Here is a 12,284-nt window from a genome sequence, read left to right as displayed (position 1 = left end):
GGCGGTCAGGCGGTGTCGCGCTCGTGCCGTTCCAGGGCGACCGCGCGGCGCATGGTCTCGCGGGCCCTGGTGCGGTCGCCCGCGTAGTCGTAGGCGCGCGCGAGGCGGTAGGAGACGCGCCAGTTGTCCGGGTCGGCCTCCCACTCCGCCTTGACCGTGGCGAACAGCTCGTCGGCCGCCGCGCGTTCGATGCGGCCGGAGGGCAGGCGCGGCAGATCGGTGGTGTCGAGCTCGAGGCCCTCGTCGTGGATGCGCCGCGCCAGGTGCTGATGCGCCAGGGCCGCGCGCACGGTGGCCACGACGATCCAGACGCCCAGCAGCGGCAGGATCAGCACGCCGACGCCGATCACGATCGCCGCCACGTCGCCGGAACCGATCAAGCCGAACGCGATCCGGCCGAGCAGCAGGAAGTAGAAACCGAGCACCAGGATGAGGGCCGCGATCAGCGCGACGACCTTGAGGACTTCCCCGCCGCCCTTCCGATCGGCCTGATCCGGGCCGCTCACGATCTCGCTCCGACGGGCGTAGTGCGCGCGTGCCGACGTGCGATCACAGGTCCAGGAATGGGTCGAGTCCGACGGTGAGGCCCGGGCGGTCGGCGATCTCCCGTACGCCGAGCAGCACGCCGGGGGCGAACGACGAGCGGTCGATGGAGTCGTGCCGGATGGTGAGCGTCTCGCCCTGGGTGCCGAACAGCACCTCCTGGTGGGCGACCAGACCGGCCAGGCGCACCGAGTGCACCCGCACTCCGTCCACGTCGGCGCCGCGCGCGCCCTCCAGTTCGGTCGTCGTCGCGTCGGGACTGCGGTTGAGGCCCGCCTTGTCCCTGGCGGCGGCGATCAGGCCTGCCGTGCGGTAGGCGGTGCCGGAGGGCGCGTCCGCCTTGTTGGGGTGGTGCAGTTCGATGACCTCCACCGATTCGAAGAAGCGGGCGGCCTGCTCGGCGAATCGCATGGACAGCACCGCGCCGATGGCGAAGTTCGGCGCGATCAGCACACCGACATCAGGGCGGGCGGCCAACCAGCCGCGCACCCGCGTCAATCGTGCCTCGTCGAACCCGGTGGTGCCGACCACCGCGTGGATGCCGTTGGCCACCAGGAACTCCAGATTCCCCATCACCACGTCCGGGTGGGTGAAGTCGACGACCACCTGCGTGTCCGCCGCGGTGAACGCCTCGAGCGAATCGTCCTTGTCGACGGCGGCGACCAGTTCCAGATCCTCCGCCGCCGTCACCGCCGCGCAGATCGCCTGTCCGACTTTGCCGCGCGCTCCGAGCACTCCGACCCGAATGGTCACCGCACCTCCTCGTTCCGTTTCCGGTCGGGATCAGCCTAATGGGCCCGGTCGAGCGCGATCCCTCCGCCGCCCGGCGTTCATCGCACCGCCCGCGGTTCACCGGCCTCCCGGCTCTGCGGACCCGCGAGATTCGCGGCCATCCTCTGCAACAACCGCAGCACCTCGGCGAATTGCTCGTCGGTGATGCCCTCCGCCATCTGCCGCCTGCGCCGGCCGATCCGGACGAAGGCCGCCTCGTGCGTGACGCGGCCCCGCTCGGTCAGTGACAGCACACCCGCGTCGTCGGAGACCAGTCCGGCGGCCACGAGTTCGGCCAGTTCGGTGGGCCATTCGGAGTCGTCGGCCCAGAAGGTGTCGAGCGCGTCGCGGACGTCGTCGGCGCGCTGCGGTCCGTCGGCCAGCGAGTGCAGGCTCTGCCAGCGTCTGCGACTCAACCCGCCCGATGCGAGGTCTTCGTCGAAGCGCTGGTTGATCAACCGATCGAGTTCCACGAGCCAGTAACCGATACCGCGCTGGATGGCCATCACCACTCCTCTGTATGCATAGAAACAATTAGATGTAATACTACATATGAATTCCGCGCATGACAGAGTGGAGTAATGGACGACCACGACGCGATCACCGTCGCCGTGGAAGCGGCGATGGTCCGAATCCGGCGCAGGCAGACGCGCGGTGCGCTGAGCGACGGCGCAATTCCCATCGCCGTGTTCCGTGTGCTGGACGCCGTCGCCGACGGCTCGGCCGCCACGGTCGGCGCACTCGCTCCGGCGCTCGGCGTCGATCAGCCCAGGGCGAGTCGCCTGGTAGCGCAGGCGGTTTCCGCCGGCCTGCTGGAACGCGTCGCCGATCAGCGCGACGGACGGCGTTCGGTCCTGCGCCTCACCGCCGCCGGTACCCGGGCGGTGACCGAAGCCAGAAAGGGCAGGCGCACGACCATGGCCGCCGCCATGGCGGACTGGACGCCCGCGGAGCGCGCCGACTTCGCCCGTCTGCTCGAACGATTCGTCGACGCGATGGACCGGCCCGCCGGATGAACGATCGCCGCGCGGCGGCAGGCCGGGTCAGTCGAAGACGATGACCTGGCGCAAGGCGTGCCCCGCGGCGAGTTCGTCCATGGCGCGGTTGATTTCGTCGAGCCCGACGTGCGCCGAGACCAGCCGCTCCACCGGCAGGCGTCCCGCCCGCCACATGCGGACGTACTCGGGAATGTCCCGGGACGGCACCGCGGAGCCGAGGTAGCTGCCGACGATGGAACGGCCTTGGGCGACCAGCGCCAGCGGAGAGATGGCGGCACGGGCGTCCGGGGCGGGTAGCCCGACGGTGACGGTCGTGCCGCCGGGCGCGGTCGCTGCGACGGCGGTCTCGAAGGCGCGGACGTTGCCCGCCGCCTCCACCACCACCTCGGCCTGCACACCGAGTTCGGCGATCTCGGCCGGGGTATAGGCCGCGTGCGCACCCAACTCCCGGGCGAGAGCGAGCTTGTCCGGCACGGTGTCGACCGCGATCACCTCGTGCCCTTCCGCGGCGAGCGACACTGCGACCAGCACCGCCGCCATACCGACGCCCCCCAGACCGACGACCATGATCCGGTCCCCGGTACCCGGTCGCGCCGAATTCAGCAGGGCGCCACCGCCGGTCAGCACCGCGCAGCCGAGGACGGCAGCGACCTCGGCAGGCACGTCGTCATCGACCGGCACCACCGACCTGCGATCCACCACCGCGTGCGTGGCGAAAGCGGAAACACCCAGGTGGTGGTGCACCTCGGCGCCGTCGCGGGACAATCGCCGCCCGCCGTTGAGCAGCTCGCCCGCATTGTTGGCGATGCTGCCGGGCACACAGGGCGTGCGGCCGTCGGTCGCGCACCCGGCGCACTCGCCACACCGCGGCAGGAAGGTCATGACCACGCGCTGCCCGACCGCGATATCGCCGTCGCCGGGACCGACCGCTTCCACCTTCCCGGCGGCCTCGTGGCCAAGCAGCATGGGCACCGGGCGGACCCGGTTGCCGTCCACCACCGACAGGTCCGAATGACACAGCCCCGCCGCCTCGATCCGGACCAGGAGTTCTCCTGGTCCCGGCTCGCGCAGCTCCAGATCACACACGGTGATCGGCGCCGACTCGGCGAACGGCGCGAGCGCCGCGATCCGCTCCAGGACCGCTCCACGAATCTTCATTCCGCCGACGCTACCGCTCGCGGCGGTCCGAGCCCACCGATGACGGCCGAGACCGGGCTTCGCCCACACCCGCGCACCGGTCGACCCACGGAGCGCGATGCGGCTCACAGAGGCGGCGATCGCGGGGTGCCTACGATGCACGAATGGGTGTGGATCTGGCCGATGTGGTCGAACGCTTGCATGCGGACCTCGCGGCGTGGCTCGGCTCGGCGGCGCCGGACGAGGTGTTCGAGCGGTTCGCGGCGGCGCAGCACGAGCGGTTCAGCATGGTGACCACCGGTGGTGAAGTGCTGCGGCGCGACGCGTTGCTCGCGGGTCTGCGTGGCGCGCGCAACGCCGTGCCCGGCCTCACCATCGAGGTGTCCGAGGTCGAAGAACTCCAGCGGTCCGGCGGCATCGCGGTCGTGCGCTTCCTGGAGACGCACCGGGCGACCGCCGACACCACGCATCGCCGGGTGACCGCCGTGCTGACAACCGAGGATCCGGGTGGCGTTCGCTGGCTGACGGTGCACGAAACCGAGTCCACGCGCGCCTGACCGTTCCCAGCACGGGGATGTGCGCGCTGCGGTCGCGACCGGAGTGCTGGACAATTCCTTGCCTCGTTCCCGGCCGCGCGTCGTCCGGTGACGGCTCGGATCGCGGAGCTGCGGTTCGGGAGAGGTGAACCCGAGGAGGTCGGTGCCGGTGGATCGCTGGGAACGCGACGGGCTGCGCTCCGCCAACAGCGGAATCCGCAACCAGGTCGACCACATTCTGGACGCGCTCGCCGAGCAGCGCACCCACCTGGCGGAGGTGCACGAGAAGCTGGCCGCCGTGCGCTGCACGGCCGAGTCGGCGGACAAACTGGTCGAGGTGACCGTGGACGCGGCGGGCGTCCTCGTCGATGTGCGCTTCGCCCCGGCGGCACTGCGGAGCACACCGGAACAGCTCGGCCGTTCGGTCACCGAAGCGGGCAGGCAGGCGGCGCGGCTGGCCCGAGACCGGCACGCGGCGATCATCGCCCCGCTCGTCACCGAAGCCGAAGCGGTGCCCGACCTGCCCGATCTGGTCCCCGGCGCACCCAGCCTGCGTGCGGTGTGGGAACTTACGGATCACGACTCGACCGGCTAGCGGGCTCGGTACCCGAAGCCGTGACTCCTCGCCGGACGAGACGGTCCGGCCGATTCGGGCCGACTCGACCGGCGAGGAATCACGGCCATCCCGAGATCCGTTGCGCTGTGGGCTGGTTCGGGTGGCTCGAGCGTGCGGTCCTCGAGTGTCGGCACATGGCATCTACCTCCGTTCGGACGGGCAGCGCGTCGGCTGCCGGGATGGGCAAAGGGATCAGGCGTAGAGCTTCGCGAGGAACGTGGTCAGGTTGTCGCGGACTCGCTCGACCTTTTCCTCGGGAGTGAGGTCCTCGCGGTACCTGCTTCCGAGCGCGGGGCGCTTCTTGTTCCGCGCGTACAGCGAGCAGGCGAGATCGGTGCACATGTAGGTGCCGACCGAGTTACCCCTGCGCCCGGACTCACCCGCTTTGTGCGCGGTCATCAGCGAGACCCCGCCGCCGGTGTGGGTGGTCAGGCAGATCGCGCACATCTGCGCGCGTCCGGTGCCGCCGGTGGCATACCGCAGGGCGACGCCGACCAGGCGGTCGTCCTGCGGGACGACCAGGTAGCCGCGCCCGGGAAAGGACGGATCGCTCCAGCCCAGGAAGTCCAGATCCGCCCAGGGCCGCTCGTCCAGGTCCCTGGGTACGGGCAGCCGCTTGGCGTCTCCCTTCGAACAGTTGACGAACGACGACCTGATGTCGCGTTCGGTGACGGGTTCCACGATGGAATCTCCTTCGATCGATCGGTAGGCAAACGGAAGCGACGTTACGGTCCCGCCGTGCCGGGAACAACGGATTTTCCGGCGTCGCGGGCACCGCGCGCCGCCCCGGAAACGAGCCGGGCGCCGCGAACACCGCGGGCGTAGAGGCGGTTTCGCGGCCCGTACGGCGGGTATCCGCGCGCCAGCGGGAGGTGGTGGGCGTCGGGAGGTGATCGGTGAGGTGCAAGACTTGAAGGGGTTCGCCGCGCGACGCAGGCTGCGCGGACCGGCGGATCTGCCGGGACGGTCGTGGTGGGGCGTGATCAAGCGGTCGGTCGGCGAGTTCCAGCGGGACAATCTGACCGACTGGGCCGCGGCGCTGACGTATTACAGTGTGCTGTCGCTGTTTCCGGGACTGATCGTCATGACCGCCGGGCTCGGCATGCTCGGGCGCAACGACACGCGGGCACTGGTCGACACCATCCGCGAGATCGGGCCCGGTAGCGGAACGGATCTGCTCGTCGACGCGGTGAACGAGATCCAGGAAGCGCAAGCCCCGGCGGGCCCGTTGGCGCTGCTCGGGTTGGCGTCGGCGCTGTGGACCGCGTCGGCCTACATCGGCGCGTTCATGCGCGCGACCAACGCCATCTACGACATTCAGGAAGGACGCCCGATCTGGAAGACCGTGCCGGTGCGGGTAGCCCTGACCGCCGCGGTGGTGATCCTGCTCGGCGTCTGCACCGTGGGCGTCGTCGTCAGCGGCTCGCTCGCCGACCGGATCGGCGGGTGGCTCGGACTCGCGCAGGCCACGATCGCCGTCTGGGGCATCGTCAAGTGGCCGGTGATGATGGTACTGATCAGCCTGGTCTTCGCCCTGCTGTACTGGGCGGCGCCGAATGTGCGGCAGCCGGGATTCCGGTGGCTGACCCCCGGCAGCGCGCTGGCCGTTCTGCTGTGGGCCGGGGCGTCCTGGGGATTCGCGTTCTACGTCGGCCATTTCGGTTCCTACAACCGGGTCTACGGCTCCCTGGGTGGCGTCGTGGTCTTCCTCGTGTGGCTGTGGATCTCGAATATCGCGGTCCTGCTGGGCGCGGAGCTGGATGCCGAACTGGCACGGGCGCGCAACATCGCCCACGGCCATCCGGCAGACGCCGAACCCTATCTGCCGCCGCGCGACGATCCCGACGAATGACAAACGGCGGCAACAGATTCGAGAGGACTTCGGATGGCTCAACGTGCTGAACACTCCGGCGAAGGACAAACACCGACCATGCCCTCGGAGGTCACCGGCAAATTGTCGGTCTTCGACCGCTTCGCGACGACGGCCAGCGCGGTGGCCTCCAAGGCGGGATTCTTCGTCTTCTGCGTGATTCTGGTCCTGGTGTGGGCGCCGACGATCTTCGTTCTGCCCAGCGTCGACACTTGGCAATTGGTCATCAACACCGCGACGACGATCATCACGTTCCTGCTCGTCGCACTGCTACAGAACACGCAGAGCCGCTCCGACGCCGCCATCCAGCAGAAACTCAACGCGATCGCCGACGGACTGGCCGATCTGATGAGCGAGCTGAGCGCCGATCATCCCGAGCTGCTGCGTCACCGCAGGGAACTCGCCGAGGCCGTCGGGCTGGAGAACCGGGAGAGCGCCGGGTGACCGGCGCGGGCCGGCGGCACGGTGCGCCGCCTGCCCGCGCGGGCGCGGATTCGTCACCGCTGATCGGTCTCGGTGTCCTTGCCTGCTTCCCGGATCGCTTCGGCGAGTTCGCCACGCAGACGTTCGGCGTTGGCTTCGTCGCCGGTGTCCTCGGCGGTGGTGATGTCTTGACGCAATTGCGCGATCGTGTCCCGCGAAACCATAGGACCTCCCTCGTCTCTTCCGACGTTTTCCAGTGCAGGGGCGAACCGCGCCCCTCGTGTTCAGGGTGGCCGCTCGGGCACGGACGAAACACTTCCGAGACTCGTGCGGGCCGGTGGCGGACGCCGGATGCGCCGCTGGACCCGGCTCTACGCGATCGGGCGCCGTACAGTGGAAAAGGCCGGCGATTGAACCTCGACGAAGCGGGTACACGCCGTAGCGGTATGTCCGGATCGGCTATCGCCTCTGTGGTGCCGACCGCAGCCGATGACCTGCCACCGAATGAAACGGTTGTGACCAGTCCGTACGCCGAGCAAAGTGGCTCGACAGACCCTTACGACGTGCCGGACGGGATGCCGTATTCGAGAGAGCAGGAGCGTCGCATCGATGGAATCACTCACCTTCCACAGCGACAGTCTGGGTGCGACCGAGGACTTCCTCAATCTCAACTACACCAAGATGCGGATAGGCAACAGCACGGGGGTACCGGTCCGGACGAACATCACCCGGAAACTGCTCGGTCCGGTCAGCCTGGACGAGCTCGAGTTGAGCTTCGACATGAAGTACGACGCCCAGCCGCTGGGCAAGATATGCCTGTGCCAGGTGACCACGGGGATGATCGAAGAGAATCACGTCGACGGCACCACCGACTACTTCCAGGCGGGCGACATCGGGCTGCTCACGCCACCGGACCTGCCGTATTCCGGAGTGGTCCACCACGCCCGTTACAGCATCACGATGTTCGATCCCGCTCTGCTGAACCAAGTCGCGGCCTCGACCCCGGACCGCGACCTGGAACCGATCCGGCTGACAGGTCATCGGCCGGTCTCCCCGGCCGCCGCCCGGCACCTGGCGAATGTGCTCGAGCACATGCGCGGTCTCGCCGTCGACCGCACGGTGAGTGAACAACCGCTGGTCGCCTCCACTGCCGCGCAGTACCTCGCCGCCAGCGTGCTGCACGCCCTCCCCAGCACGGCACACACCGATCCGACCGCGCGCGACCGCAACGACGCCCATCCCGAGACGGTGCGGCGCGCGCTGGCGTACCTCGAATCGCACGTCCGCGACGACATCACCGTCGCCGACATCGCCGCGGCCGCCTACGTCACCGTCCGCGCGCTGCAACTGGCGTTCCGTCGCCATCTCGACAGCACGCCCATGGCGTACCTGCGGCGCCTTCGGCTACGCGGGGCGCATGAACAGCTGCGCGACTGCTCACCCGAGGACGGCTACACCGTGACCTCGATCGCCGCCGAGTGGGGCTTCGCCCATCCGGGACGATTCGCGACCGCCTACCGCGACGCGTACGGCCGATTCCCCCATACGACGCTTCAAGCGTGATCCCGCGCGCCCTGGCCTGCGGCGATCCCGGCTGAGCGCGGCGCGGGGGCAGTCGCGATCAGTCGCGCAGAGCGCGCTCTCGGAGTTCGGCGAGCGTCCGCGACAATACGCGCGAGATGTGCATCTGCGAAACGCCGAGCGCGGCGGCGATCTGGGCTTGCGTACATCCTTCGAAGAAACGCATGCGCAGTACGCGCCGCTCGCGTTCGGGCAGTTCGGCCAGCAACGGGGCGACCGCGAGCGCTTCGTCGGTCAGGTCGTAGGAGGGGTCCTCCTCGCCGAACGTCTCCGCGACCCGAACCGCTGCGCTGCCGGTGTCGTCGTCATCGATGACGGCATCGATGGAGTTCGTGGAGTAGGCGTTACCCGCCAGCAGCGCTTGCGTGACCTCGGTCAGGTCGATGTTCAGCTCCACCGCGATCTCGAGCGCGGTGGGCATGCGTCCCAGACGTTGGGACAGCCGCTCCACGGCCGGGCCGATGCTCAGCTGGATCTCCTTGATCCGGCGCGGGACCCGCACCGCCCAGCTGTGGTCCCGGAAGTGGCGGCGCACCTCCCCCATGATCGTGGGGACCGCGAACGACAGGAACGAGGGTCCCCGTCCCCGGTCGAAGCGATCCACCGCGAGCACCAATCCCACGGCGGCGATCTGGTACAGATCGTCGTAATTCTCTCCGCGACCGACGAAGCGACGGGCGATATGCTCGGCCAGCGGCAGGCACCGGCGCATGATCTCTTCCCGCAGTCGCGGACGTCCGGGGTCGTTTTCGGCCATCGCGTGCAATTTCTCGAGCCACGGTTCGATTCCGTCGTAGCTGTCGGTTCCTCGCCGGGCCCGGCGGGGCGTGGCGGTCCTGTGGTTCGCGGTCGCCAGTGACATGAGCTTCCTCGATTCCCCTTTTCCGACGGTCGACGCGCTCGTGCGATGGCCGACGAGGCGACGGTCGCCGAGTACCGCCCTACCGTTGCGTCAAGCGCTCGTGGGCGGTCTTGTTCGTATTTCGGATGGTCGACCGGTGTGAATGTGCGTTCCCGGTATGTGGCCGCTGCGCACCGTCCGTCCGCCCCGGCGCCTCCTCCGCCCGGCCGGACGCGGATGACCCGCACACGCGCGGCTGGTCGATATCGTGCATCGCCGGCGCCGGGCACGCCACGAGCGGCACGCTCTCGTGCACCGCCAGCAGGTCCAGGATGCGCCGCACGGGCACCTCGGCCGGCACGGTCACGGCGACCGGTACGCCCGCTCGAGCACCCCATCCCGCCAGCCGCAGCACCACGCGCACACCCGCACAGGACAAAAAACGCACCTCGCACAGGTCGATGACCACCGGAAGCGGGTTCGGCGTTGTCTCCCGGTATTTTTCGACGATCTCGGTCATCGACGTGCAGCATCCCTCGGCCGTCGCCGCATCGAGTTCACCGTGTACGACGAGGATCAGGCCGTCGCCGGTTCGGACGCCTTCCACGCCGTTCTGACAGGTCACGCGCACCTCCGGCGGCCGGTATCGGCACAAGACCGCAACTTCGAGCCTGGCAGTGAGTCGCCGGTGATGTCAGTGCGATAGACGAAGTCTGTCGGGGCATCGGTCCGAAAAACGAAATGCCCCGCGGCGTTCCGGCTGCCGGTCGCTCGATGATCACTCGCGGGGTATGCGGTGGTGGACGGTGAGCAGGATGTGGTCGAAGGCGGCGACCAGGTCCGGCGGTGGCGGCGGCACGAGGAGCAGCTCGGTGATCAGCTGCTGGGCGAGCGCCCGCAGCTTGGTGTTGGTTTCCTGCGAACGCCAGCGCAGGACCTGGAACGCTTGCTCGGCGCTGATCTGATAGATGCGCATGAGCACACCCTTGGCCTGCTCGATCACGGCGCGGTTCTCGTAGAGTCCGGGCAGCGTCGCGGCCAGCATGGCTTCGTGCGCCTCGGCGAGGGTGTCGGAGAGGTCGACGTAGAAGCCGGAGGTACCTACCGCGGTGCCCGTATCGTCCAGGATCCGGTCGGCGACGACGAGCACGGTGTGTTCCTGGCCGGACAGGTCGATGAACCGATGCCTGCTCGAGAAGGGTTCGCCGTGATCGATGGCGCGTGTGATGGTCTCGGCCACGTGCGTGCGGTCGTCGGGGTGTTTGTGCGCGAGCAACAGCTCCGTGGTGGGCTCGATCTCGCCGGGCCGGTAACCGTGCATGCGATAGACCTCCGGCGACCATTCCCACCGGCGGGTGGCGAACCAGAACCGGAAGCTTCCGACCGCAGGCTGTTCGGCCGGTGCCGAACCGGTGGGGGTCAATACGGACATGCCGGGTTCCATATGCCGAGTCATGGATGCAGTGCCTCTCCGAGGTACAAGGGGCTTGCGGCCGCAACAGGTCCGCGAACCGCTGCCATCCCTCGACGGGATCACGCGGACGCGGGCGCGTCGGGCCGAGATTCCGCTGTTGACTCAACGGCCGGCGCACGCGCACATCGTGGCGGCAACCGGGGACCCACGAGCCAGTATGTCATCCATGTCCCACCCGGGCGCGATAAGCCCGCAACAACGCCCGGCAAACGAGCCCACCCAGGAATTCGTAATCCGGGGTAACCGCTTGGCATCCAGAGCTTTCCAGCCCGGAAGACAGCGCCGCCCCACGGCATGACTCCCGATTCATCATCGGCGCGATCCGAGCCGTCGCGCCGGATGCGCGGTGTTCAGCAGGTCCCGCGCCCGAGTAGCGGGCGAGTGTCACGTCCCCGGATCGCCCCAGGCGGCAGGGACTCCGGAAACCGTGGCCGGCTCCGATTCCGAGAACGCCGCGGCGGCACCGGAGCCGACGAACTCGGCCGCCGCGAGTACCGCGCGGCGCACCGCGCTTTCGGGTCCGCTGCCCGCGCCCAAGTGGGCTGCCGCGGCGACGGCGAAACTGTCGCCCGCACCGCATGCGTCGCTGCCGTCGGGCGCCTTGGCCGCGGACGGAAGCGGGATGCGCAGGCGTTTACCCGACGCGCGCAGGCACATCAAGGCGCCCTCCGATCCGAGGGTCACCGCGATCGCCTGCACGGCCCACCCTTTGGTGAGCTTCCACAGGTCCGGTCCCTCATCGAGCCGACCGGACAGCAAGGCCAGCGCTTCCGCGCGACTCGGGGTGACCAGAGTCGCACCCGGGATCGGGACCGATCCGCGCGGATGGGGATCCCAGACGACCGGGACGTGAGCGGCGTGGGCACGCAGCAGCGCGCGGATCTGCGGGTGGGTCGCGGTGCCGCGACCATAGTCCGAGACCACCACGGCATGCGCCGCCGCGAGCGCGGCGTGCGCCGCCTCGGGCAGCAGGTCGGTGCCGAGCCGTCCCGTACCGGAATCGATCCTGGTGATCAGGACCGGCCGCCTGGGCTCCTTGGTCCTGGCGTGCCCGTTCGGCACGGCCCACGGGCCGATCGCTCGCACGCGCTGCTTGCAGACCGTCGAACCGCGCAAGGGCAGCGCGATGACCCGGACGTGGCCGTCCAGCAGTCCGCGCAGCCGGACAGCCGCCTCGTCGGAGGCGAAGCCTGCGATGAGAACGACTTCCCGCTCTCCCGTCGCGGCGAGCCGGGCCGCCAGTCCCGCCCCACCGGGACGGAACATCCGGTGTGCGACGTCGACGACAGGAGCCGCGGAATTCGGGCTGCACCGGTCGGCGCGACCGTCGACGTCGATGTCGAGCAGCGCGTCGCCGATCACGACGAGCGGATCGGCGGTCGCCATCAATCCCGCTCCAACGCGTCTTCCGACGCCGTGCGCAGTCCGTGCCCAGGGGCGGCGCCTGTTGCGGGCGTGGGGGGCTGTGGCGGACCGGTATCCGCCCCTGTCCAT

At 69.3% G+C, this 12,284-nt stretch carries 16 protein-coding genes; 6 read left to right on the top strand and 10 right to left on the bottom strand.

The features are described from left to right. Positions 1-5 precede the first annotated feature (5 nt). The 3 genes from ACZ6DL_RS03155 to ACZ6DL_RS03145 all read right to left on the bottom strand — a co-directional run bounded on the left by ACZ6DL_RS03155 (position 6) and on the right by ACZ6DL_RS03145 (position 1,820). A complete protein-coding gene (locus ACZ6DL_RS03155; RefSeq protein WP_466048672.1) occupies positions 6-506 on the bottom strand; it encodes a hypothetical protein in 501 nt (166 codons plus the stop codon). A gap of 43 nt (positions 507-549) precedes the next feature. Beyond that, positions 550-1,296 carry a 4-hydroxy-tetrahydrodipicolinate reductase gene (dapB, locus tag ACZ6DL_RS03150; protein ID WP_466048671.1) on the bottom strand — a complete coding sequence of 249 codons (747 nt, stop codon included), beginning with the start codon at positions 1,294-1,296 and terminating at the stop codon, positions 550-552. Between the two features lie 77 nt (positions 1,297-1,373). Further along, the gene (locus ACZ6DL_RS03145; protein WP_466048669.1) at positions 1,374-1,820 is read right to left on the bottom strand and encodes a hypothetical protein; all 447 of its coding nucleotides are present in this window, start codon (positions 1,818-1,820) and stop codon (positions 1,374-1,376) included. Positions 1,821-1,895: 75 nt separating this feature from the next. On the opposite strand from ACZ6DL_RS03145, the gene ACZ6DL_RS03140 reads away from it, so the two are divergent. Further along, complete coding sequence (locus ACZ6DL_RS03140; RefSeq protein ID WP_466048668.1) at positions 1,896-2,330, top strand: MarR family winged helix-turn-helix transcriptional regulator; 435 nt, start codon at positions 1,896-1,898, stop codon at positions 2,328-2,330. 27 nt (positions 2,331-2,357) lie between these two features. Here ACZ6DL_RS03140 and ACZ6DL_RS03135 read toward each other — a convergent pair whose 3' ends face one another. After that, positions 2,358-3,470 (bottom strand): alcohol dehydrogenase catalytic domain-containing protein, encoded by a 1,113-nt coding sequence (locus tag ACZ6DL_RS03135; protein WP_466048667.1) that lies wholly within the window; start codon positions 3,468-3,470, stop codon positions 2,358-2,360. A gap of 143 nt (positions 3,471-3,613) precedes the next feature. On the opposite strand from ACZ6DL_RS03135, the gene ACZ6DL_RS03130 reads away from it, so the two are divergent. After that, the gene (locus tag ACZ6DL_RS03130) at positions 3,614-4,006 is read left to right on the top strand and encodes a DUF4440 domain-containing protein (protein WP_466048665.1); all 393 of its coding nucleotides are present in this window, start codon (positions 3,614-3,616) and stop codon (positions 4,004-4,006) included. A 142-nt stretch (positions 4,007-4,148) separates the two neighbouring features. Further along, complete coding sequence (locus tag ACZ6DL_RS03125; RefSeq protein WP_466048663.1) at positions 4,149-4,580, top strand: YbaB/EbfC family nucleoid-associated protein; 432 nt, start codon at positions 4,149-4,151, stop codon at positions 4,578-4,580. 213 nt (positions 4,581-4,793) lie between these two features. On the opposite strand, the gene ACZ6DL_RS03120 is transcribed toward ACZ6DL_RS03125, so the two are convergent. Continuing rightward, positions 4,794-5,282 carry an FBP domain-containing protein gene (locus ACZ6DL_RS03120; RefSeq protein ID WP_466048662.1) on the bottom strand — a complete coding sequence of 163 codons (489 nt, stop codon included), beginning with the start codon at positions 5,280-5,282 and terminating at the stop codon, positions 4,794-4,796. A 220-nt stretch (positions 5,283-5,502) separates the two neighbouring features. Between ACZ6DL_RS03120 and ACZ6DL_RS03115 the strand changes: the two genes are divergently transcribed. Then, positions 5,503-6,453: a YihY/virulence factor BrkB family protein gene (locus ACZ6DL_RS03115; protein ID WP_466048661.1), complete on the top strand. Its 951-nt coding sequence runs from the start codon at positions 5,503-5,505 to the stop codon at positions 6,451-6,453. A 78-nt stretch (positions 6,454-6,531) separates the two neighbouring features. Then, positions 6,532-6,915 (top strand): low affinity iron permease family protein, encoded by a 384-nt coding sequence (locus tag ACZ6DL_RS03110; RefSeq protein ID WP_391462209.1) that lies wholly within the window; start codon positions 6,532-6,534, stop codon positions 6,913-6,915. Between the two features lie 53 nt (positions 6,916-6,968). Here the strand turns inward: ACZ6DL_RS03110 and ACZ6DL_RS03105 are convergent, their stop codons facing one another. Continuing rightward, positions 6,969-7,118 carry a hypothetical protein gene (locus tag ACZ6DL_RS03105; RefSeq protein ID WP_157106969.1) on the bottom strand — a complete coding sequence of 50 codons (150 nt, stop codon included), beginning with the start codon at positions 7,116-7,118 and terminating at the stop codon, positions 6,969-6,971. A 385-nt stretch (positions 7,119-7,503) separates the two neighbouring features. On the opposite strand from ACZ6DL_RS03105, the gene ACZ6DL_RS03100 reads away from it, so the two are divergent. Continuing rightward, entirely contained in the window at positions 7,504-8,457 is a 954-nt protein-coding gene (locus ACZ6DL_RS03100) for a helix-turn-helix transcriptional regulator (protein WP_466048659.1), read from the top strand. Positions 8,458-8,515: 58 nt separating this feature from the next. Here ACZ6DL_RS03100 and ACZ6DL_RS03095 read toward each other — a convergent pair whose 3' ends face one another. The 4 genes from ACZ6DL_RS03095 to ACZ6DL_RS03080 form a co-directional block, all read right to left on the bottom strand. Then, on the bottom strand, positions 8,516-9,337 hold the full coding sequence (locus ACZ6DL_RS03095; RefSeq protein ID WP_466048658.1) for an RNA polymerase sigma factor SigF: 822 nt from the start codon (positions 9,335-9,337) through the stop codon (positions 8,516-8,518). Between the two features lie 79 nt (positions 9,338-9,416). Continuing rightward, on the bottom strand, positions 9,417-9,941 hold the full coding sequence (locus ACZ6DL_RS03090) for an STAS domain-containing protein (RefSeq protein WP_466048657.1): 525 nt from the start codon (positions 9,939-9,941) through the stop codon (positions 9,417-9,419). Between the two features lie 153 nt (positions 9,942-10,094). Next, positions 10,095-10,748 (bottom strand): PAS and ANTAR domain-containing protein, encoded by a 654-nt coding sequence (locus ACZ6DL_RS03085; protein ID WP_466048655.1) that lies wholly within the window; start codon positions 10,746-10,748, stop codon positions 10,095-10,097. A 426-nt stretch (positions 10,749-11,174) separates the two neighbouring features. After that, complete coding sequence (locus tag ACZ6DL_RS03080; RefSeq protein WP_466048653.1) at positions 11,175-12,176, bottom strand: PfkB family carbohydrate kinase; 1,002 nt, start codon at positions 12,174-12,176, stop codon at positions 11,175-11,177. Positions 12,177-12,284: the final 108 nt, after the last annotated feature.

Source organism: Nocardia sp. NPDC041819 (assembly GCF_055590505.1).
Note: the sequence above shows the minus strand (reverse complement) of the source record. Positions and strands in the feature narration are given on the sequence as shown.